This window comes from Serratia sp. PL7 (assembly GCF_945957435.1).
On the sequence record NZ_CAMFLB010000011.1, the window covers coordinates 1 to 20,400 of the forward strand.

General features: G+C 60.8%; 17 protein-coding genes and 1 pseudogene. 4 read left to right on the top strand and 14 right to left on the bottom strand.

Features of this window, described 5'->3' with window-relative positions; translation table 11 throughout:
• The first annotated feature begins 198 nt into the window (after positions 1-198).
• Positions 199-1,509 (top strand): MFS family transporter, encoded by a 1,311-nt coding sequence (locus tag N6G83_RS31970; protein ID WP_025304008.1) that lies wholly within the window; start codon positions 199-201, stop codon positions 1,507-1,509.
• Between the two features lie 36 nt (positions 1,510-1,545).
• Here the strand turns inward: N6G83_RS31970 and pssA are convergent, their stop codons facing one another.
• The 4 genes from pssA to trxC all read right to left on the bottom strand — a co-directional run bounded on the left by pssA (position 1,546) and on the right by trxC (position 6,975).
• Positions 1,546-2,901 (bottom strand): CDP-diacylglycerol--serine O-phosphatidyltransferase, encoded by a 1,356-nt coding sequence (gene pssA / locus N6G83_RS31975; protein ID WP_025304007.1) that lies wholly within the window; start codon positions 2,899-2,901, stop codon positions 1,546-1,548.
• Positions 2,902-3,053: 152 nt separating this feature from the next.
• Positions 3,054-5,702, bottom strand: a complete 2,649-nt coding sequence (locus tag N6G83_RS31980) for a bifunctional acetate--CoA ligase family protein/GNAT family N-acetyltransferase (RefSeq protein WP_149570356.1) — start codon at positions 5,700-5,702, stop codon at positions 3,054-3,056.
• 48 nt (positions 5,703-5,750) lie between these two features.
• Positions 5,751-6,440 carry a tRNA-uridine aminocarboxypropyltransferase gene (locus N6G83_RS31985; protein ID WP_038629863.1) on the bottom strand — a complete coding sequence of 230 codons (690 nt, stop codon included), beginning with the start codon at positions 6,438-6,440 and terminating at the stop codon, positions 5,751-5,753.
• Between the two features lie 115 nt (positions 6,441-6,555).
• The gene (trxC, locus tag N6G83_RS31990) at positions 6,556-6,975 is read right to left on the bottom strand and encodes a thioredoxin TrxC (protein WP_004928868.1); all 420 of its coding nucleotides are present in this window, start codon (positions 6,973-6,975) and stop codon (positions 6,556-6,558) included.
• 207 nt (positions 6,976-7,182) lie between these two features.
• Between trxC and N6G83_RS31995 the strand changes: the two genes are divergently transcribed.
• Positions 7,183-8,271, top strand: coding sequence for a tRNA/rRNA methyltransferase (locus tag N6G83_RS31995; RefSeq protein WP_049296144.1), 1,089 nt, complete (start codon positions 7,183-7,185; stop codon positions 8,269-8,271).
• 60 nt (positions 8,272-8,331) lie between these two features.
• On the opposite strand, the gene emrB is transcribed toward N6G83_RS31995, so the two are convergent.
• The 7 genes and pseudogenes from emrB to N6G83_RS32030 form a co-directional block, all read right to left on the bottom strand.
• The gene (gene emrB / locus N6G83_RS32000) at positions 8,332-9,870 is read right to left on the bottom strand and encodes a multidrug efflux MFS transporter permease subunit EmrB (RefSeq protein WP_043143795.1); all 1,539 of its coding nucleotides are present in this window, start codon (positions 9,868-9,870) and stop codon (positions 8,332-8,334) included.
• Positions 9,871-9,887: 17 nt separating this feature from the next.
• Positions 9,888-11,060, bottom strand: coding sequence for a multidrug efflux MFS transporter periplasmic adaptor subunit EmrA (gene emrA, locus N6G83_RS32005; protein WP_043143796.1), 1,173 nt, complete (start codon positions 11,058-11,060; stop codon positions 9,888-9,890).
• 23 nt (positions 11,061-11,083) lie between these two features.
• A complete protein-coding gene (locus N6G83_RS32010; RefSeq protein ID WP_025304002.1) occupies positions 11,084-12,535 on the bottom strand; it encodes an efflux transporter outer membrane subunit in 1,452 nt (483 codons plus the stop codon).
• Positions 12,536-12,562: 27 nt separating this feature from the next.
• On the bottom strand, positions 12,563-13,081 hold the full coding sequence (gene mprA, locus N6G83_RS32015; RefSeq protein WP_025160249.1) for a transcriptional repressor MprA: 519 nt from the start codon (positions 13,079-13,081) through the stop codon (positions 12,563-12,565).
• A gap of 161 nt (positions 13,082-13,242) precedes the next feature.
• A complete protein-coding gene (ygaH, locus tag N6G83_RS32020) occupies positions 13,243-13,590 on the bottom strand; it encodes an L-valine transporter subunit YgaH (protein ID WP_025304001.1) in 348 nt (115 codons plus the stop codon).
• Positions 13,580-14,326, bottom strand: coding sequence for an AzlC family ABC transporter permease (locus tag N6G83_RS32025; RefSeq protein WP_025304000.1), 747 nt, complete (start codon positions 14,324-14,326; stop codon positions 13,580-13,582). The genes ygaH and N6G83_RS32025 overlap by 11 nt, the downstream gene beginning before the upstream one ends.
• A 121-nt stretch (positions 14,327-14,447) precedes the next feature.
• Positions 14,448-15,646, bottom strand: a pseudogene (locus N6G83_RS32030) (MFS transporter).
• A 105-nt stretch (positions 15,647-15,751) separates the two neighbouring features.
• Between N6G83_RS32030 and N6G83_RS32035 the strand changes: the two are divergent.
• Positions 15,752-16,630, top strand: coding sequence for a LysR family transcriptional regulator (locus N6G83_RS32035; RefSeq protein WP_016929849.1), 879 nt, complete (start codon positions 15,752-15,754; stop codon positions 16,628-16,630).
• A 30-nt stretch (positions 16,631-16,660) separates the two neighbouring features.
• Here N6G83_RS32035 and proX read toward each other — a convergent pair whose 3' ends face one another.
• From proX to proV, 3 genes are all read right to left on the bottom strand, one after another.
• Complete coding sequence (gene proX / locus N6G83_RS32040) at positions 16,661-17,662, bottom strand: glycine betaine/L-proline ABC transporter substrate-binding protein ProX (RefSeq protein WP_025303998.1); 1,002 nt, start codon at positions 17,660-17,662, stop codon at positions 16,661-16,663.
• A gap of 69 nt (positions 17,663-17,731) precedes the next feature.
• The gene (gene proW / locus N6G83_RS32045; protein ID WP_169541366.1) at positions 17,732-18,814 is read right to left on the bottom strand and encodes a glycine betaine/L-proline ABC transporter permease ProW; all 1,083 of its coding nucleotides are present in this window, start codon (positions 18,812-18,814) and stop codon (positions 17,732-17,734) included.
• Complete coding sequence (gene proV / locus N6G83_RS32050; RefSeq protein WP_016929846.1) at positions 18,807-20,009, bottom strand: glycine betaine/L-proline ABC transporter ATP-binding protein ProV; 1,203 nt, start codon at positions 20,007-20,009, stop codon at positions 18,807-18,809. The genes proW and proV overlap by 8 nt, the downstream gene beginning before the upstream one ends.
• Before the next feature lie 126 nt (positions 20,010-20,135).
• On the opposite strand from proV, the gene N6G83_RS32055 reads away from it, so the two are divergent.
• The gene (locus tag N6G83_RS32055) at positions 20,136-20,399 is read left to right on the top strand and encodes a hypothetical protein (RefSeq protein ID WP_127146528.1); all 264 of its coding nucleotides are present in this window, start codon (positions 20,136-20,138) and stop codon (positions 20,397-20,399) included.
• Position 20,400: the final 1 nt, after the last annotated feature.

Here is a 20,400-nt window from a genome sequence, read left to right on the forward strand (position 1 = left end):
GGAAAATCCCCGTTGTAATCCGCTTCAGCTTTCATCGTACTGTTTAATATTCATCACAAAACCAACGCATTGTTTCTCTGAATATCAGATATTCTTCGTCCGCTATTAAGTTTGGCTGTTAACTTATAAATAACAATAAAGTAACACCTGGCGGCAGGACGCCGAATTTCATCATTGCTATGGCTCGGAGAAAACATCATGACAGAAACAACCTCGGCTCTTGGGGATGAGCACGGCACCGAACAGGGAGCGCTGGATAACAAGAAACGCATTTTCGCTATCGTCGGGGCTTCGTCAGGCAATCTGGTGGAGTGGTTTGATTTTTACGTCTACTCCTTCTGCTCAATCTACTTTGCTGCCTCATTTTTTCCGGCGGGCAACAGTACGACACAGCTGCTGCAAACCGCCGGGGTATTCGCCGCCGGCTTCTTCATGCGACCTATCGGCGGTTGGTTATTCGGCTACATCGCTGACAAGCATGGCCGGAAAAACTCGATGCTGATTTCGGTCTGCATGATGTGCGCCGGATCGCTGGTGATCGCCTGCCTGCCGACTTATGAATCAATCGGCAGCTGGGCGCCGGCGCTGCTGCTGATTGCCCGCCTGTTCCAGGGGTTGTCGGTAGGGGGGGAGTATGGCACCAGCGCCACCTACATGAGCGAGGTGGCAATCAAGGGGCGGCGTGGCTTCTACGCCTCGTTCCAGTACGTGACGCTGATCGGCGGGCAACTGTTGGCGCTGCTGGTTTTGGTGATCCTGCAGCAAATATTGTCCGGCGAAGAGCTGAAAGCCTGGGGATGGCGTATTCCGTTTGCCTTGGGGGCGGTGTTGGCGGTGGTGGCGCTGTACCTGCGCCGCTCGCTGAATGAAACCTCCGATGCGAAGACGCGTAACCACAAAGATGCCGGTTCGCTGACGGGGCTGTGGAAGAACCGCAAGGCGTTCCTGATGGTGCTGGGCTTTACCGCCGCCGGTTCGCTGACCTTCTACACCTTCACCACCTACATGCAAAAATACCTGGTGAACACCGCTGGTATGGACGCCAAGCTGGCCAGCGCCATCATGACCGTGGCGCTGTTCGTCTTTATGCTGCTGCAGCCGGCGGTAGGCGCGTTTTCGGACAAAATCGGCCGTCGCAGCTCGATGCTGATCTTCTCAGCCTTCGCCACGGTGTTGACGGTGCCGATCCTGTTTGCCTTGAAAGAGGTGACCAACCCCTTTATGGCGTTCGGTCTGATCGTGTTGGCGCTGTTCGTTGTCAGCTTTTACACCGCGATCAGCGGGTTGCTTAAAGCCGAGATGTTCCCGCCGGAGGTACGCGCGTTAGGGGTAGGCTTGTCTTATGCGGTGGCGAATGCCCTGTTCGGTGGTTCGGCGGAATATGTCGCGTTGTCGCTTAAATCGTTTGGCGTGGAGAACGCTTTCTTCTGGTATGTCTCCGGCATGTGCCTGCTGGCGCTGCTGGTCTCGCTCCGGTTGCATCGCAAAGGCAAGGAGATACAGCTGTAATAAAAACCCCGGCCTTGGCCGGGGTCAGCATACCGCTTACAGGATACGGCTAATCAGCCGATCGATGCGGATACGGCGCAGACGCCGAATCAGCTTACGCACCTTGATCGGGTACTGCTGAATGCTTTGCAGCTCCTGATAATGGCCGACCACGGTGGTGTGAGTGCGGATGCATTCCAGCTCTTTTTGCCGCTGCTCGCGCATTTCCTGCTTGGGATCGTGGATCAGAATGGCGTTTTCCAGATCCAGCCGCCAGGCGCGCGGGTTGAGGTTATTGCCGGTAATCAGCTGCCACTCTTCGTCTACCCACATGCCTTTCAGGTGATAGCTGTTATCGCCATCCTTCCACAGACGCACGATCAGCTGCCCGGTGTCGATATAACGCTGCAAGCGGCTCAGAAAGCGGCGCAGGTTGATCTCGTACAGGTAGGGCAGCGCGCCGATGATTTTGAACGGCTGGTCCTCCGGAATATAGAAGTCGTTGGCGGTCTTGTCGCCGACGATGATCTCCACCTGTTTGCCCTGGCGCAGCAGATAAATGATGTTGCGCACCAGCAGCGCCGGCAGGTTGAAATAGGGAGTACACAGCGTCAGTTTCTGGTCGGCGCACGACATCAGGTGATGAATGGTTTTATTCAGCACGCTTTGCTTGCCAAGCCCAACCAGCGGCGTCACCGCCAGCTCATCGTTGCCGGCCTTGCCGCGGAAGTGGTAACCCGCGCGGCGCAGGGCGAAACGGAACAGACGGGTCTCGTTTTTGATCTCCGGGCTTTTCGGCCGATCGCTGCGATCGAGGCGTTGTACGGCGCCCGCGGTGAGCAGATGCTGCTTGATGTAATCGATCAGGGTATCGGCCAACACCTCATTGGTGATCAGCTGGTAGCGATCGTAACGGTATTTCTCATGCTGATGCAGATAAACGTCGTTGATGCTGGCGCCGCTGTAGATCACGGTATCGTCGACCACAAAGCCCTTCAGGTGCAGAACGCCCAACGCTTCGCGGGTATTGACCGGCACGCCGTAGATCGGCACCGACTGTTCCGGATGTTGGCTGGCCATGGCGCAGTACCAGTCGGCGTTGGTATTGGCGGCGGCGGCGCCGATTCGCCCGCGCTGTGCGCGGTGCCAGTCGACCAGTACGCAGATTTCCAGCTCGGGCCGACGCTGCTTGGCTTGATACAGCGCGTTGAGGATCTCGCGCCCGGCGTCGTCATGCTCCAGATACAGGGCCACCAGATAGATGCGTTGGGTGGCGTTGGCGATGGCGCTCAGCAGCGTGGTGCGAAAATCGGACGGCGCGTACAACGTACGAACATCAGCAACCGTCTGGGGGAGTTTGGGCAGTTGTGCAAGGTGTTGTTGATGTTTGCTACGTTTAAATTTTGACAACATCACAGTGCGTTTCTTCTCTCATGATTGATGGCCGGAACGCCACAGGCATAAAAACAATAAACCGAATAATCGGGCGATAATACCATTAGTTGCCCCGATTGTGCGTATGTTTTGGCGTTAAGTGGTGGATTCGTAGCGCATTGCGACGCAGGTCACTGCGCGTCGGCGGCCTGCAGCGGCAGCGTCAGATTGACGATGCCGTCCTCAAGCTGCACCTCGATGCCAAAGCCCAGTCGCTGCGCCAGCGCGATCATGCCGCGGTTATTCGGCATGGTGATGCCGCTCAGGCGGGTCAGGCCATGCGCGCGCGCGTAGGCGATCATTTTCTCCAGCAGCTGACGGCCTAGGCCCACGCCTTTGAGATCGGAACGCACCAGTACGGCGAACTCGGCGTCGGTGTTGTCCGGATCGGACAGCGCGCGGGTCACACCGATGATCTCGTCTGCGCGCACCGCCACAAAGGCCATTTCTCGATCGTAGTCGATCTGCGTCATGTTGGCCAAATCGTCATGGGTAAACTCGTTGATCTCGCTGAAGTAGCGATAATAGAGGTCTTCCTTGGTCACCCGGTCGATGAAATGTTTCAGCGCCGGTTCGTCTTCCGGCAGGATCGGGCGGAACAGGCACTGGCTGCCGTCTTTCAACGCGATGGTCTCTTCCAGCTCATGCGGATAAGGGCGGATCGCCAGCCGCGCCTGCGGATCGCCGCTGAACGGCGCGAGCTGCATCGAAACGTCCAGCAGAGTAAATTCGCTGCCGGAGGCCAACACCGGGTGAATATCCAGCCGGGCGATCTCCGGGCAGTCGAGGATCAGGTTGGAGACCTGCACCAGCAAGCGGCTTAGTCCAGGGATATCTAAAGGCCGCAGCGCGCTGCGCCCGCGGATCTTGCCGCCTTTCACCGCCTGCAGCACCAGATAACGCGCCAGCGCCATATTCAACGGCGGCAGCGCGACCGCCACCTGATTTTCCTGGCGCCACTCCACGCCGCCTTCACCCAGCATGATCAGCGGGCCGAAAATGGCATCCTGCTCCACCGCGATGCGCAGCTCCTGGGCGCCGGCGCGGTTGGCCATGCTCTGCACCAACAGGCCATGGATGCGCGCCTGGGGGTAGGTACGCTTCACTCGGTCGAGGATCGCCTCCGCCGCGCGCTGCACTTCGGTCGCTGTGCGCAGGTAGAGCATCACGCCCTGAACTTCCGATTTGTGCGGGATATCCGGCGAACGCAGCTTCAGCGCTACCGGGTAGCCGATCTGCTCGGCGATGTGCACCGCTTCGGCACTGTCTTCGGCGATCCAGGTCGGCAGGGTGCTCAGGTCATAAGCCTGCAGAATGGATTGCACCTCGTGGGTATCCAACTGGGTGGCGCCTTCGGCCAGCGCCTGATGGATCAGGCGGTGAGCGTCGGCGGTATTGGCGGTCAGGCCGACCGGCAGCGCCGGGGTCTCTTTCAGTTGCTTTTGGTTGCGGCGGTATTCCACCATATGCATAAAGGCGGTGACCGCGCCTTCCGGCGTGCGGTAGGTGGGAATGGCGGCCTCGGTAAACAGCCGGCGCGCCTCTTGAGAAGAGTATTCGCCGCACCAGTTGGTCAGCAAGGTGATGCGCTTGCCGCGCGCATGGCGATGCAGCGCGTCAATCAGCCGCTGCGCCGTGGCGGTGCCCGGCGCCGCCGCACTCGGCGCATGGATCAGAAGCAGCGCGTCATAGTCGTGGCTGTCGAGCAGCGCTTCGAGAGCCGCCAGGTAGCGCTGCGGCGTGGCGTCGTCGCGCAGATCGAGCGGGTTGCCGGCGCGAATGAAATCCGGCAGCGCATCGCTCAGCTTCGCCAGGCTTTCCTCGCTCAGCGTCGCCAGCTTGCCGTTGCGGCCGAGCAGTTCGTCCAGCGCCATCGCCGCCGGCGCCGCGCCGTTGCTGACGATCATCAACCGTTCCCCCCGCAGCGGATGCATATGGCTGAGGGTTTCCACCGCGGAGAACAGCTCGTGAGTATCCTGCACGCGCAGCAGGCCGGCGCGCTGGATGGCGGCGTCATAAGCGGCGTCCAGCCCCAGCTGGCTGTTGAGCAGTAATTGCGCCTGTTGGCTGCGGCCGCTTTTGATCACCAGAATGGGCTTGTTGCGTGAGGCGCTGCGCGAGGCGGAGAGAAAGCGTCGTGCGTCGCTGATGTTTTCCAGATACAGCAGGATGGCGCTGGTCTTGCTGTCGCGCGCCAAAAAGTCTAGCAGGTCGTCGACGTCGATGTCCAGGCTGTCGCCCAGCGCGATGAAGTAGGAGAAGCCGACTTCGCGCTGCTGCGCCCAGTCGAGAATGGTGTTGGCCACGGCGGCGGACTGCGAGATAAACGCCAGCTTGCCCTTTTGGATCGGCACCGGCGAGAAGCTGGCGTTGATGCCCTGCCACGGCGCCAGCAGCCCCAGGCTGTTGGGGCCCAACAGCCGCATGGCGTGGCGCTGCGCGCAGGCCTTCAGCTCGGCGAACTGTTCCGGTGGCGAAGAGAGCACGATGGCGGTTTTGCAGCCGCGTTGGCCCAGCGCGTCGATCAGCGCCAGATTACGCTTGGCGTGGGTGCAGATGATCGCCAGATCCGGCGTCAGCGGCAGGCTGGCGACGTCGGGATAGGCCATGACGCCGCATACCGCCTTGTAGCGCGGCGTCACCGGCAAGATGGGCCCGCCGAAACCGCCGGCCAGCAGGTTGCTCATCATCAGGTTGCCGGCACGGCCCGGCTGCTGCGAAGCGCCCAGCACGGCGATCGATTTGGGACGTAGTAGCGCTTCTAACCCTCGCTGGCTCATGCACGGCTCCTTTTGGCAACGTTACGCCTGATTTTAGGCGCTTTATGGCTACATTGCTGTGACCGGTGCCTCCGGCCGGGTCGGTTTTCCCGCCAGATACTGTTGACGGAAATAGCGGAAATGCTGATTCAATCCGTCGGCGGCCGGCAGATCGCCCGCCTGTTGCAACAGGGCGGCGGCCACTTCCGCCGTACAGTGCTGCTCGGCGCGGCTGGCTTCGCGCAGCTGATAGTCGGATGCGGCATCGACGTTGAGTGAAAACACCGGGAATTGATTGAGATACGGGCTTTTACGGAACATTTTGCGCGCTTCTGCCCAGGTGCCGTCCAGCATGATGAACAGCGGCGGTTTACCGCCGACGGGCAGCTCATTGAACACCGGCCGTTCGGCGTCGGCGTAGGACGCGGGGAACACCACATAAGGCTGCCGCGTCGGATCGTTGATGGCTGCCAGCAGGGCGGGATCGACCTCGGTACGCGACCAGAGGAACGCCTGGGTGTCCGGCAGGATATCGGCGATCAGGCGCCCGGTGTTGCTGGGCTTGAGCGGCTCGGCGCCGAACATGATCAGGCAGAAGCGGCTGCCGGCCTGCTGCGGGCGAATGGTGTCACACAGGCAGTTTTTATGCGGCAGCAGGCAACCCTGACAACGCGCCACCCGGCAACCGCGCGCCAAAAAAGGGCGGGTGGCGCGGTCTAAACGGAATTGGCGCAGGCGAAGTACGGCGTTGTCGGTCATAACGATCCTGGGGGAAAAACCGCTATTGTAACGCAGAAAAAAGCCCGCCGGGAGGGGCGGGCTCGATCGGGGCGCGTTCGCGCGCGATGGCGGGATACGGCCTATACTTGCGGAATCACACTAACTCGTTGAGCCAGTTGTCAAACGGTGCTTTTGGCATCGCGCCGTTGAGCATGTCGACCATCTTGCCCTGACGGAACACCATGATGGTCGGGATGCTGCGGATGCGGAAACGGGCGCTCAGCTCCGGTTCGGCTTCGGTGTTCACTTTCACGAAGCGCACTTTGCCGGCGCGCTCTTCGGCCACGTCTTCAAAGATCGGCGCAAAGCTGCGGCACGGGCCGCACCACGGCGCCCAGAAATCGACCACGACCGGCAGATCGTCCTGCAGCAACTGGTCCAGCGTGGCGGCGGTGGCGTTGATCACTTCACCGTCGAAGAGCTCGTGGCCGCAGCGGCCGCATTTCGCGTTGTCCGCCAGACGTTCTTCCGGCACACGGTTGGTGGCATTGCAAGCTGCACAAACTGTATTCATGTTGACCTCGGGTACTGAGAAAGCCGGGTCCCCGCAACGCGGTTGCGGAGATGTTTCTTTAATGCTGACAATTATCGGCAAAACCCGGCGCGTGAACAATGAGGTTTGTTCAATGGATGTGATAGTTGGGAGCTTTTAGCGCAAGTTGGTGGCTTCGTGCACCAACATCAGGTAATCTTCGCGCCCTGCGCGTTGGTGGAGAAGACAATGAACGATTCATTTAGTGGCAAGAACGGTAAAGTCAAAGTGATGTACGTCCGCAATGACGACGACAATGGCGATGACCGCAACAAGAATAAACGTCCGGCTGGCAAAGGCCGTCCGGCTGACGGTGCGCGCTCGGGCCGCACTGGTCAAGACAAGGCGCGTGGCGGCAACGATCGCCGCGGCGCCGACTCCCGCCGCAGTGAAAGCGATCGTCCTCGCCGTCCGGCGCGCACTGAAGATCGCGGTGGCAACGAGTCACCGTGGAGAACCGTCTCGCGGGCACCGAATGAAGAGCCGGCGTTCGATCACGGTGGCATCAGCGGCAAAAGCTTCATCGATCCGGAACAGCTACGCCGCCAGCGCGCGGAAGAAACCCGCGTTTACGGTGAAAACGCCTGTCAGGCGCTGTTCGCCAGCCGCCCGGAAGCGATCGTGCGCGCCTGGTTCGTGCAGTCGGTCACGCCGCGCTTCCGTGAAGCGCTGCGCTGGATGGCGGCTAACCGCAAAGCCTACCACGTGGTGGATGAGGAAGAGCTGGCCAAGGCTTCCGGCACTGAGCACCACGGCGGCGTCTGCTTCCTGATCAAAAAGCGTCAGGGCCTGGATGCGCAGACCTACCTGAAAACCGCACCGGCGACCGACTGCGTGCTGGCGCTGGAAGAAGTGGGCAACCCGCACAACCTGGGCGCCATCGTCCGTTCGTGCGCCCACTTCGGCGTCAACGGCGTGCTGCTGCAGGATCCGGCGCTGCTGGAGTCCGGCGCGGCTGTGCGTACCGCAGAAGGCGGCGCGGAGCACATCAAGGCGATCAACGCCGATGATTTCCTGTCGGTGCTGGATACCTTCCGCAAGGCGGGTTACACCATCGTCACCACCTCCAGCCACAAAGGCACCGCGCTGGCGCAGGCCAGGCTGCCGGCCAAGATGGTGCTGGTGCTGGGCCAGGAGCGTGACGGCCTCAGCGACGGCGCCTGGCAACAGGGCGACATGAACGTGTCTATCGGCGGCACCGGCAAAGTGGAAAGCCTGAACGTTTCCGTGGCGACCGGCATTCTGCTGGCGGACTGGTGGCGTCAGAATCAGGCGTAATCTGTTCTACGTCGGATAAAAAAACGGGCGCCCCAGGGCGCCCGTTTCGTTTATTGAAGCTTAGTGAGCGCCGCCGCCCCCACCGCCGCCAGAGCTGAACGGCGGTTTCGCCACCCATACCAGCACCAGCAGTACCAGGAACACCCCGGCCGACAGCCAGAAGATCTCGTTGGCGGAGATGATCAGGCCCTGCGCGGTGATCTCGTTGGCGATATACGCCGACGCCTGCTGCTTGCTCATGCCGAGCTGCTCCAGTTGCCGGTACATCTCCTGCGACTGCGGGTTGTACGGGTTGACGAACTCCGTCAGCTGCGAATGGTGCTGCGATTCGCGCTGCGTCCACAGGGTGGTGGTGATCGAGGTACCGATCGAGCCCGCCAGGGTTCGCGTGAAGTTCGACAGGCTCGATGCCGCCGCCATACGCTCCGGCGGCAGGCCGGACAGCGTAATGGTGGTCAACGGCATGAAGAAGCAGGCGATGGCGAAGCCCTGGACGAACTGCGGCCAGGCGGAAGCGCCGAAGTCCATGCCCGGTTCAAACGTATAGGCGCGCCAGTAGAAGCACACGGCATACATGATGAAGCTGAAGGTCACCAGCCTGCGCATGTCGAGCCGGTTGCCGAACTTGCCGATGATCGGCGACAGCAGCACTGGGATCAGCCCGACCGGCGCCGACGCCAGCCCGGCCCAGGTGGCGGTATAGCCGTACACCTCTTGCAGCAGCTGCGGCAACAGCACGATGGCGCCGAAGTACAGCATGTACGCCAGACTGATGCACAGGCAGCCGATGGTGAAGTTGCGCGACTTGAACAGCGACAGATCCACCACCGGATGGTCATCCGTCAGCTCCCAGACCACCAGGAACAACAGCGCTACGACCGCCACGACGGTCAGGGTGATGATCTCGGTCGAGTTGAACCAGTCCAGCTCCTTGCCCTGATCGAGCATCACCTGCAGCGAACCGATGCCGACGATCAGCAGCACCAGTCCAACCGTGTCGATCGGTTTGATCTCGGTTTTGGTTTCTCGCCCCTTCAGCGTCGCCATCGCCGCCATGATAACGAAGGCGCCGATCGGGATGTTGATGAAGAAGATCCAACCCCAATGGTAGTTGTCGCTGATGTAACCGCCGAGGATCGGCCCGAAGATCGGCGCGACGATCACGGTCATCGACCAGAGCGCCAGGGCCATCGCTCGCTTGGCGGGCGGGTAGTTGTTCAGCAACAGGCTCTGCGACAGCGGGATCAGCGGCCCGGCCACCACGCCCTGGATCACGCGGAAGAAGATCAGCATGCCGAGGCTGTTGGAGATGCCGCACAGCCAGGAAGCGAGGACGAACAGCGCGGTGGACCAGAGGAACAGCCGCACTTCGCCGATGCGCTTCGCCAGCCAGCCGGTGATCGGGATCGAGATGGCGTTCGCCACGCCGAACGAGGTGATCACCCAGGTCCCCTGCGAGTTGGAAGACCCGAGGTTACCGGCAATGGTGGGGATCGCCACGTTGGCGATGGTGGAGTCCAGCACCTGCATGAAGGTCGCCATGGCGAGCGCGACCGTCATCCAGGCGAGCTGGGCGCCTTCAAGCGGTTTCTGTGGCAAGATGGCCTCCCGCGCGCTTAGCCGGCGTTCGCATGGATCACGTCAGCGATCAGCTGGTTAACCGGCGCCAGATTCAACGCCAGCGCGTCGCTCTGGTACAGCGGTTTGTCGCGCACCACGTCAGACAGCACGCGGCCGTCCAGATTGGCGGTGTCGACGGTCACCAGCGTCGAAAGACCGATGCGCAGCGGATGATCGGCCACCTGCTTGGCGTCGAGCTCAATACGCACCGGCAGACGTTGCACCACCTTGATCCAGTTGCCGGTGGCGTTCTGGGCCGGCAGCAGCGAGAAGGCGCTGCCGGTGCCCATGTCGATACCGACCACTTTGCCTTGATACACCACGTCATCGCCGTAGACATCGCTGACTACCGTTGCCGGCTGGCCGATGCGCATGTTGGCGATCTGGGTTTCCTTGAAGTTGGCGTCAACCCAGATGTGATCGGCCGGCACCACCGCCATCAGCGGCGAACCGGCAGCGATCTGCGCGCCGACCTGCACGCTGCGGCGCGAGACATAACCGGTAATGGGGCTGATCACTTTGGTACGCTGCAGCGCCAGCCAGGCGTCACGCATCTGCGCGGCGGCCTGTTGGATTGCCGGCTGCTGTTCCAGCGGGGTATTCAGTACCATCGCCTGGTTGGCGTTGTATTGCTGCACCGCCACTTCCAGCGCGGCCTTGGCGCTGTCGACCGCATCGCGAGCGTGTTGCAGCTCTTCGCGGCCGATGGCGTCAACGCTGCCCAGCACCACGCGGCGTTTCAGATCGTTCTCGGCCTTGCTCAGATCGGTCTTGCGCAGGGCGATGTTGGCCTGATACTGCTTGCTGTTGATGATCAGCTGGTGGGTCTGACGCACGCTGTTGGCCAGGCCGGTTTTGGCGCGTTCAAACGCCTGCTCGGCATCGGTCGGATCGAGCGTCAGCAGTACGTCGCCCTGCTTGACGTAGTCGGTGTTGTCGAAATTGACGCTGTTCACGCTACCGGACACCTGGGCCATGATCTGCACCTGGTTGCCGGAGACGTAGGCGTCGTCGGTTTCCTGATGATGACGCAGCACCAGGAACCAATACACTAAGTAAGCCACCCCTATAACAATGAAAATAACCGTCAGCAACAGCAGCCAAAATTTACGCTGCTTCTTTTTGCCGCTCGGCTGCTGCGGGTTTTGGATTTCCGCGCTCGCGCTCATGGTGTTCTCCAAGCCTTATATTATTATGCTTTCGAATCCGCTGCGGCCGGGGCCTGATAGCCACCGCCCAGCGCACGGATCAGTCCTATCTTCGCCTGCAGTAAGTTGCTGCTGGCATTTAACTCCGCCTGTTGCTGCTGCAATAGCTGCGTCTGGCTGGTCAACAGATCGTCGCGCCCGATAATCCCTGCCTGGTAACGGGCGTTAGCGACCTGATACACCTGTTGCATCGACTGGGCCGCGGACGCCGCCTGCAGCTGCTGTTGCGCAGAACTCTGCTGGATGGTGATGGCGTCGGCGGTTTCCTGTACCGCATTCAGGATGGTTTGGTTATAGGATTCCACCGCTTCGTCATACAGCGCGGATTCCTCGCCCAGCTTGCTGCGCAGCGCCCCGGCGTGGAAGATCGGCAGCGAAATCGCCGGCATCACGTTCCAGGCCTGGCTGGCCGCTTCAAACAGATTCGGGCTGGTGCCACTGGTGTTGGTGGTCATCAGGCCGGCGAAGGCTGAAATGGTCAGGCTGGGGTAAAACTCCTTACGCGCGGCGCTGACGCGCTGGCTGTAAGACTCCACCAGCTGGCGTTGCGCGGCGATGTCCGGGCGTTTGCCCAGCAGATCCGCCGTCAGCTCGCCCTGCGGTGCCATCAGGTTGTCTGCGGGCAACGGCACCTGACGCAGGTGCTGCATGGCGTTCGGCCCTTGGCCCGCCAGCGCGGCGAGCTGGTGTCTGAGCTGTTCGATTTGTGACTGCAGCTGCAGGATCTGCTGTTTGGCGACGTCGGACTGCGCCTGGGTTTGTTGCGGCACGTCGACGCCGGTCAGCCCGGCCTGATAGCGCTGTTGGCGCAGCGCGGTCAGGCGTTCATTGTTGTTCACTTCCTGCTGCAGCAGCTTTTCGAGCGCCAGATTGCTTTGCAGCTGGTAGTAGGCGGACGCCACCGAACTGGTCAGCGTCAGCGCCGCCTGTTCCTGCTCGGCGCGCGCAGCGTTCACTTGCGCTTTGGCGGCGTTCACCTGGTTGCGGTATTTACCCCACCAGTCGAATTCGTACGCCAGGTTCAACCCCAGGGAGTTGGAGCTTGAATAGATCGGCTTATGCGGATACCCCAACCCCATATTGACGTTTTGCGGCACGCGTTGACGCTGGGTGCTGGCGTTCAGATCCAGGTTCGGCCCGTTGGCGGCGTTGGCTTCGCCCACCACGCTCTGCGCTTCGCGCACGCGGGCGGCGGCTTGACGCAGGGTCGGCGAGTTTTGCAGCGTCTGCGTCATCAGGGCATCCAACTGCGGATCCTTGAGGGCGCGCCACCACTGCGGGCTGACGGCCAGCGAACTGACTTTCGGCTGAGCCAACTGCAGGCTCTGCGGATCCATCAGCGTGGATTGCGGGGCAATATTATCGGTAGAAGCACACCCGGCCAGCAGCAATACGGCGAACAGCGGGGTGAATCTCCAGTTAAATGGGGATCGCATAATAGGTACCTGAACAGAAATTGTGAATTAGGATAACTGTTCTGTGATTTCCATTTGATCCAGACGTGCCAGCAATTTGCGCGTCAGCTGTTCCAGCTGTTTTTGCTCATCGTCGGTCAGCGTGGACCACAGGAAATGCAGACATTGGTGCTGCGGCGGCAGCAGTTGACTGAGAAATTCTTCCCCCTGCGGCGTCAGATGCAGATGCAGGCAGCGGCGATCGTTATCGCTTTCACGGCGCTCGATCCAACCGCGTTTCTCCAGCTCGTCGGCGATGCGGGTCGCATTGGTGCGCGAGGAGCCTAAGGCAGAGCTTAGCTCAGAAGGTTGGATGCTGTGGCTCTCCTGCGCATCCAGGGTAATCAGCGCCATAAACAGTGTTTCGTTAATCCCCTGCGCCTTCAGCATCTTGTTGCGATTTTCCAGCAACTTGCCTTGCATGTGCATGCACAGGCGGGTCAGCAGGATTTCCTGATACGGGAAATCTTTCTGCCGGGTGGCGCGGAAATTCAGCATTTGTTCTATGGGGGCAAACGAGCTTTCCATAATTTAGGGCCTCATTAATTTCGTTCGAGATAGTAACGACGGTGACTAATAATGTAAATGTTCAGCCGTGCGGATAATTTAGCAATTCGTGTCATTTGTCAGAGTTTGTAAAGATGTGGCGCATGAAAACGCCAAAGCGAAGCCAAACGTTCGGCGCGGCGTCAGCCTGGACCGAAAAGCATTAACAGCTTTAATGTGACGCCAAAGGCCGTCGCGCCGAGCAGCGTCGACAGAATGATGCTTTTGCTGCGGTAGAAGCACAGCGCCAGCGCGGCGAACCCCGCCAACGTCGGCAGCAGCTTGTCCGGTTCGCGCATCACCACCGGCGTGCTGGAGACCACCAGCAGGGCGCAGATCGAGGCGATGCCAATGCTGTCGAGTAGCAGGGCGGCTTTACCGCGTTTGAGGCCAGGCTGGGCGCGCGCCGGCGCCAGCCGCAGCGGCAGATAACGGAACAAGTAATTGGCGCAGCCCACCACCAGGCCGATCACCAGCACATCAGTGTTCATGGCTGGCCTCCGCAGGGGCAGGTTGGAACAGAGCGGCGACGCAACCGGCGCCGATGCCGGCCAAAATGGCGACCGGGATGGAGAACAGCACCACGCCGAGCAGCGCACCGGCCAATGAGGCAGCGATGGTCAGGCTCTGCGGGCGCCGAAAAGCGGCCAGCAGGAAACTGAGAAATAGCGCCGGCAGCATGAAGGCCAGCGAGGCCTCGATCACCGGGAACTGCTCCAGCGGGCCGTTGCCGAACAGCGCGCCGAGCGCGGTGCCGGCTACCCAGGAAAGCCAGGAACAGAGCGCGATGCCCAGCATCCAGTTTTCGCTCCAGCTGCGGTTATTGCGCATCAGCTTGGCGGTGGCGGCGGCGAAGACCTCATCGGTCAGACCAAAAGCCCACATTGCCGTTTTACCGGGCGACATGCGCGAGACGATACGGTGACGCAGCGCCGGGCCGTACAGCAGGTGGCGCACGTCCATCGCCATCACCGTCAACGCGGAGACCCACAGCGACATGCCGGCGCTCAGCAGGGCGGTGATCACGAACTGGCTGGCGCCGGCGTAGATGATGCAGGAGAAGAAAAGGCTTTCCAGCGGGGAAAAGCCCAGTTTGACGGCGCTGAGGCCGAAGGCGAACGCCACCGGGACATACCCGATGACGATCGGCAAACTGTCGACGACGCCGTTGGCGAAGGTGGCGCTGACGGCGGGCGGATTGAGGCTGTCTGCAGCTTGGCTTTGCATGGTTGTGGATCGCAGGGTAGATAGGACTTCAATAGTTTATGCCCAGAACATTACCAGAGAGTAAGTAATGTTTATACCCTGCACCGCTAATAAATTTCTTTAGTGACTATTTGCACGATAATCAGATTGTCGCTGGCCCCTGTGGATCGTGGTGCTTGCCGAGCCACCAGGTCAGCAGGTTGAGCAGGCATAACACCCCGCCGGCGGCGGCCACGCCGTACCAGCCGGCATGCTGATAGGCCGAGGCGGAGAGCAGAGAACCGAGCGCGCCGCCGATAAAGTAGCTGGTCATGTAGCCGGCTGTCAGGCGGTTGCGCGCGTCCGGCATGATGCGGTACATCACGCTCTGGTTGGTGACGTGCACCGCCTGCACCGCCAGATCGAGGATCAGAATGCCGGCGATCAGCGCCCATAGCGACTGTTTGGCTAACGCGATAGGGATCCAGGACAGCAGTAACAACACCAGGCCGACGGTGGTGGTCAACCCGGCTTTACCTTTGTCCGCCAGATGCCCGGCGCGCGAAGCGGCCAGCGCCCCGGCGGCGCCCACCAGGCCGAACAGCCCGATCACCCCTTCGGAATAGTTGAACGGCGGCGCGGCGAGCAGAAAGGCCATTGAGGTCCAGAGCACGCTGAAGTTGGCGAACGACAGGGCGCCGAGGATGGCGCGGGTGCGCAGCAGCGGCGTGCGGCAGAACAGGTTGAAGATCGAGGCCAGCAGCTGCGGGTAGTTCAGCCCGGAGTGTTGCTTATAGCGCGGCAGCGCGCGCCACAGGATCAGCGCCATCAGGATCATCAGCACGCTGGCGACCCAGTAGATGGTGCGCCAGCCGCCGAACGACGCCAGCGCGCCCGCGACGGTTCGCGCCAGCAGGATGCCGAGCAGCAGGCCGCTCATGATGATGCCAACGGTCTTGCCGCGCTTTTCCGGGTGGCCAGCGTGGCGGCCAGCGGCACCAGGATCTGCGCCACTACCGAGAACAGCCCGGTGAGCGCGGTGCCGAGGATCATCATCGGCAGCGTGGCGGAAGTGGCGGTGATCAGCATGCCCCCGGCGGCCAGCAGCGTCATGAACACGATCAGGCCGCGGCGTTCGAACATATCGCCGAGCGGCACCAGCAGCAGCAGGCCGGTGGCGTAACCGAGCTGCGCGGCGGTGACGATAAAGCCGGCCTGGTTGACCGACAGGTTGAAACTGGTGGCGATGGTTTCCAGCAGCGGTTGCGCGTAATAGTTGCTGGCGACCGCCAGGCCGGTGGCGATGGCAATCAGCACGGTCAGCGCCGGGCTGAGGCCCGGATGGGCGTTTTGTGGATTCATGATTTTTTCATCACGGGAAGAAGATAGCGCGCAGTATCCGGCAACGCGTCTGTGGAAACCAATGTATAATTTTCATTTGATTTATCTCATTTCAAGATAGATGCCATGAACCTGAAACAGATCCGCTATGCGCTGGCGGTGGCGGAAGAACAGAGTTTCACCCGGGCGGCGCAGCGCTGCCATACGGTGCAGTCGGCGCTCAGCCACCAGATCGCAAAACTGGAAGAAGAGCTGGGCTGTACGCTGTTTGAACGCACCTCTCGCCGGGTGCGGTTGACCCCCGCCGGCCAGGCTTTCATTCCGTCGGCGCAGCGCCTATTGGCGGCGCAGCAGGCGCTGGTGGAGGAGGTGACCGCCGCCGGCGATGCGGTGTCCGGCACCCTGACCATCGGCACGATTTCAACCATAAACGCGATTGATCTGACCGAAAAGCTCGACAAGTTTCATCGCCACTATCCGGCGGTGAACATCCGCCTGTACGTTGGCATGAGCGAAGCCCTGCTGGAGGATGTGCGTCAGCAGAAGTGCGATATGGCGTTCGTCGGCATCTGGCCCGGCGATGTCGATTTACTGCCGATGTCGCACCGGCAGTTGACCGATGAGCCACTGGTGGCGCTGGTGGCGCCGCAGCACCCGCTGGCCAACCGCGAGCGGGTGAACCTGCAGGCGCTCGCGGAAGTGCCGCTGGTGGATTTCTACAGCGGCACCGGTGCGCGACGCCAAACCGATCGCGCCTTCCAGGCGGCGGGTATCCGCCGGCACGTCAGTTTTGAAATCGATCATATCGAATGGCTGGAAAATCTGGTGCGGCGCGGATTGGCGGCGGGTATCGTACCTGTCTCGACCGCGCAACGCTTAAGTGCGCTGGTGTCGATTCCGATTGAAGACGGGCCGCGGCGCCAGGTGTATTGCATCTGGCCGCAGCCTTTGTCGAACGCCGCCGCACGTTTTTTACAGTTCAGCGGCATCGATATGGCGGGGTAGGGGCGCGGCAAAGGCGGCGCCCCTGAACGGTTATGACTTCGCCGCTTCGGCGGCGGTTTTCACCCAGCCGTCGAAGGTCGCCTGGTGCGCCTTGATCCAGCCGTTAACGTGGTTCTGGATATCGGCCTCCGAAGCCTGGCCTTCATGCATGCGCAGGTTTTGCGCGTTGATGTCGGCGATCGGCAGCTTCATGATGGCGAACAGCTTGGCGGCCGCCGGATTGGCTTCGGCCCATTGCTTGTTGGCGGCGATGCGCATGGTGTTGACCGGGAAGCCGTAGTTGGCGCCGTTAGGCAGCTTGGTGTCGACGTTCTTCTGCTCGCCCGGCAGCGAAGAGAATGGCACCTGCAGCCAGACCACGTCGCGGCCCGGCACCATCACATCACTGACCCAGTACGGTGTCCAGGTGTAATACAGCACTGGTTTGCCCTCTTTGTAGCGGGTGATGGTGTCGGCGATCATCGCCGCGTAGTTGCCCTGGTTATGCTCGACGGTGTTGCTCAGACCGTAGGCCTTGATGTGGTGGTTGATCACCGCTTCGCAGCCCCAACCCGGGGTGCAGCCAGTCAGATCGGCCTTGCCGTCGCCGTTGGTGTCGAACAGCTTGGCGATCTTGGGATCCTTGAGCTGTTCGACGTTGGTGATGTGATACTGCTCGGCGGTTTTCTTGTCGATCAGGTAACCCTGCGCGGCGCCGTTGACGTAGACGCCTTCGCGGTAGAACTTGGCGTCGCCGCCGGCGGCCTTGTACTGATCGGCGTGCAGCGGGTCCCAGTTGACCGCGATAAAGGTCGCATCGCCGGAGGCAATGGAGGTGTAGGCGACGTTGTAATCCACTTCACGCGGTTCCTTCACGTCGTAACCCAATTTCTCCAGCGCCTTGCTGACCAGCAGCGTCTGGAACGTCTCTTCGGAAATGGTGCTTTGCACCGGCTGTACCGCGATCCCCTTGCCGGGTAAGTCTGCCGCGATGGCGCTCTGTGAGCCAATCAGCGTCGTCAGGGCGAGAGCCCAGATGCCCGTGGTGCGCATAGTGTTTCCCCTCTTTCGATGTGGTGGTGTCATAGCCCGCCGGGGCCGCAGCCGCCGGCGGGAAAAGCGTCAGGCCTGTTTGATGAACGGGCGAGTCAGTAGCCCGATGGGGCCGCGGCGATACCAGCGGCCGATGCCCTTGCTGCGGCGATCGCGCCCCAGCGATTGGGTGAGGCGATCGAGAATGATCGCCAGGATCACGATGCCGACCCCGCCGACGGCGGCCAGGCCCATGTCCAACCGGCCGATGCCGCGCAGCACCATCTGCCCCAGACCGCCGACCGCGATCATCGAGGCAATGACGACCATCGACAGCGCCAACATCAGCGTCTGGTTCACGCCGGCCATGATGGTCGGCATCGCCAGCGGCAGCTGCACCTTGAACAGCAGCTGCCGCGGGCTGGCGCCGAAGGATTCGGCGGCCTCGATCAGATCTTCCGGCACCTGCTTGATGCCCAAAATGGTCAGGCGCACGATCGGCGGCAGCGCGAAGATAATGGTGACCACCACGCCCGGCACGTTGCCGATGCCGAACAGCATGACGATCGGCACCAGGTAGACGAAGGCCGGGGTGGTTTGCATCGCGTCGAGCAGCGGCCTTATCACCTTGGCGGCGTGCTTGCTGCGCGCCAGCCAGATGCCGAGCGGCAGGCCGATAAGAATGCAGAAGAACAGCGCGGTCAGCACCAGCGCCAGCGTAACCATCGCCTGCGACCAGGCGCCGATGGCGCCGATGGCGACCAGGGAGAGCAGCGTGGCGGCGCCCATGCCGAGGCCCGAGACCTGCCAGGCGAGCAGCGAGAACACCAGAATGGCGATCGGCGCCGGCATGCCCAGCAGCAATTGCTGGAAGCCACTCAAGATCATATCCACCGGCACGCGAATGCCCTGGAACAGTGGGCGGAAGTGCAGCACCAGCCAGTCGATGCCTTGCGTGACCCAGGAGTCGAACGGCACCCAGGCCTTATGGAACGGGTCGAGCAGGCTGAAGTGTTCAGGCTGCGCCGGGGCGCTGCTGAGCCAATCTGTGCCTTGTCCGGCGGCGTCATGAGCGGCCGGCGGCGGCGCGCTGGACCAGGCGTCGCCGGCGTTGGCGCCGGCATCTGCCGGTGCGGTAGCCCAGGGATCTTGGGTTTGCGTGGTATCACTCATTGGTTGAGCCCTCCTTGTCCAACGCCTGCAGCAGCATGGCCTTGGAGATGATGCCGAGATAGTTATGTTCTTCGCTCACCACCGGCACCGCGCAGGGCGCCTGGGCGACCAGGGAAATCAGATCGCTGAGCGGCGTATCGGCCGGCACGGCGGCAGGGGCCTCGAGCAGGGCATCGTCCAGCGTTTGATTGGCGGACAGCGCCTTTTTCAGCGACTCTATCGACACCACGCCAATAAATTTCTTCCCGCGTTCAACAACATAACCATAATCACGGTCCTCATCGCGCAGCAGCTGCAGCGCCGATCGGGGGCCAAAGCCGGGGGTTTTGCGGATCAGCGTCACCGGGCGCCGTTGGGCGATATCCTTGGCGCTGAACACGTGACTGATGTCCACGCCGCGGAAGAAGGTGCGCACATAGTCGTTGGCCGGGTTGTTCAGGATCTCGTCCGGTGTGCCGACCTGGATCACCTCACCGCCCTGCATGATGGCGATGCGATCGCCGATACGCATCGCCTCGTCCAGATCGTGGGAAATAAACACGATGGTGCGCTGATGCTGGGCCTGTAATTTCACCAGCTCATCCTGCATTTCGGTGCGAATTAACGGATCGAGCGCCGAGAAAGCCTCGTCCATCAATAATATATCCGGGTTATTGGCCATGGCGCGGGCTAATCCTACGCGCTGACGCATACCGCCGGATAATTCATCCGGATAAGACAGCGCATAATTCTCCAGCCCGACCTGACGCAGGGCATCCAGCGCTTTTTCCTGACGTTCCTGCAACGGTATGCCGGCTAATTCCATACCAAAGGCGGTATTATTCAGGACATTCATGTGCGGCATCAGCGCGAATGATTGAAATACCATGCTGATCTTATTTCGCCGCACGGTGCGCAGCGCGGTGTCGGATATTTTGGCGATGTCCTCACCGTCGATCAGCACCTGACCGCGGGTGGGTTCTATCAGACGATTGAGAAGGCGTACCAGGGTGGACTTGCCGGAACCGGAGAGCCCCATGATGACAAATATCTCGCCTTCTTCAATGGCCAGAGTGGCGTCTTTTACGCCGAGCGATAAGCCGGTTTTTTCAAACAGCCGATCTTTTGTCAGACCTTTATCCAGCAGTTTGAATGCGCGTTCCGGGTGTTCGCCAAATATCTTATACAGGTTCTTTACTTCGAGTTTAATTGCCATGCAATTTGCTGTTTCCTCTGGTTTAATTAACGCGTTATGGGCTGTCCTTAGCAAAATAAAAGAGCTTTTTACCCTAACACAGTGAATATCTGAGACAACCCTCAATGTCATTTAAATGGGATATTAGTGGTTTACATCAAGGTTTTAATTAGCTATGGTAATTTGGCCCGTGACTCAAAATTGACGGCTGTTATTCGCCATAATGGTTTGGTTTTTGAGGAAATAACGCGGTGTGGGGCGATGAGCTATTTCGGTTTTACGCCTGCCGTTCGGATAATAAAAAACCCGACCAGAGGCCGGGTAAAAGTCATCAGTATTTCATCAGTTTTAACGACAGGTGCCGATATCGAGGGGGATATCGTCGAGCGCTATGTTATCGCCGTAATATGAC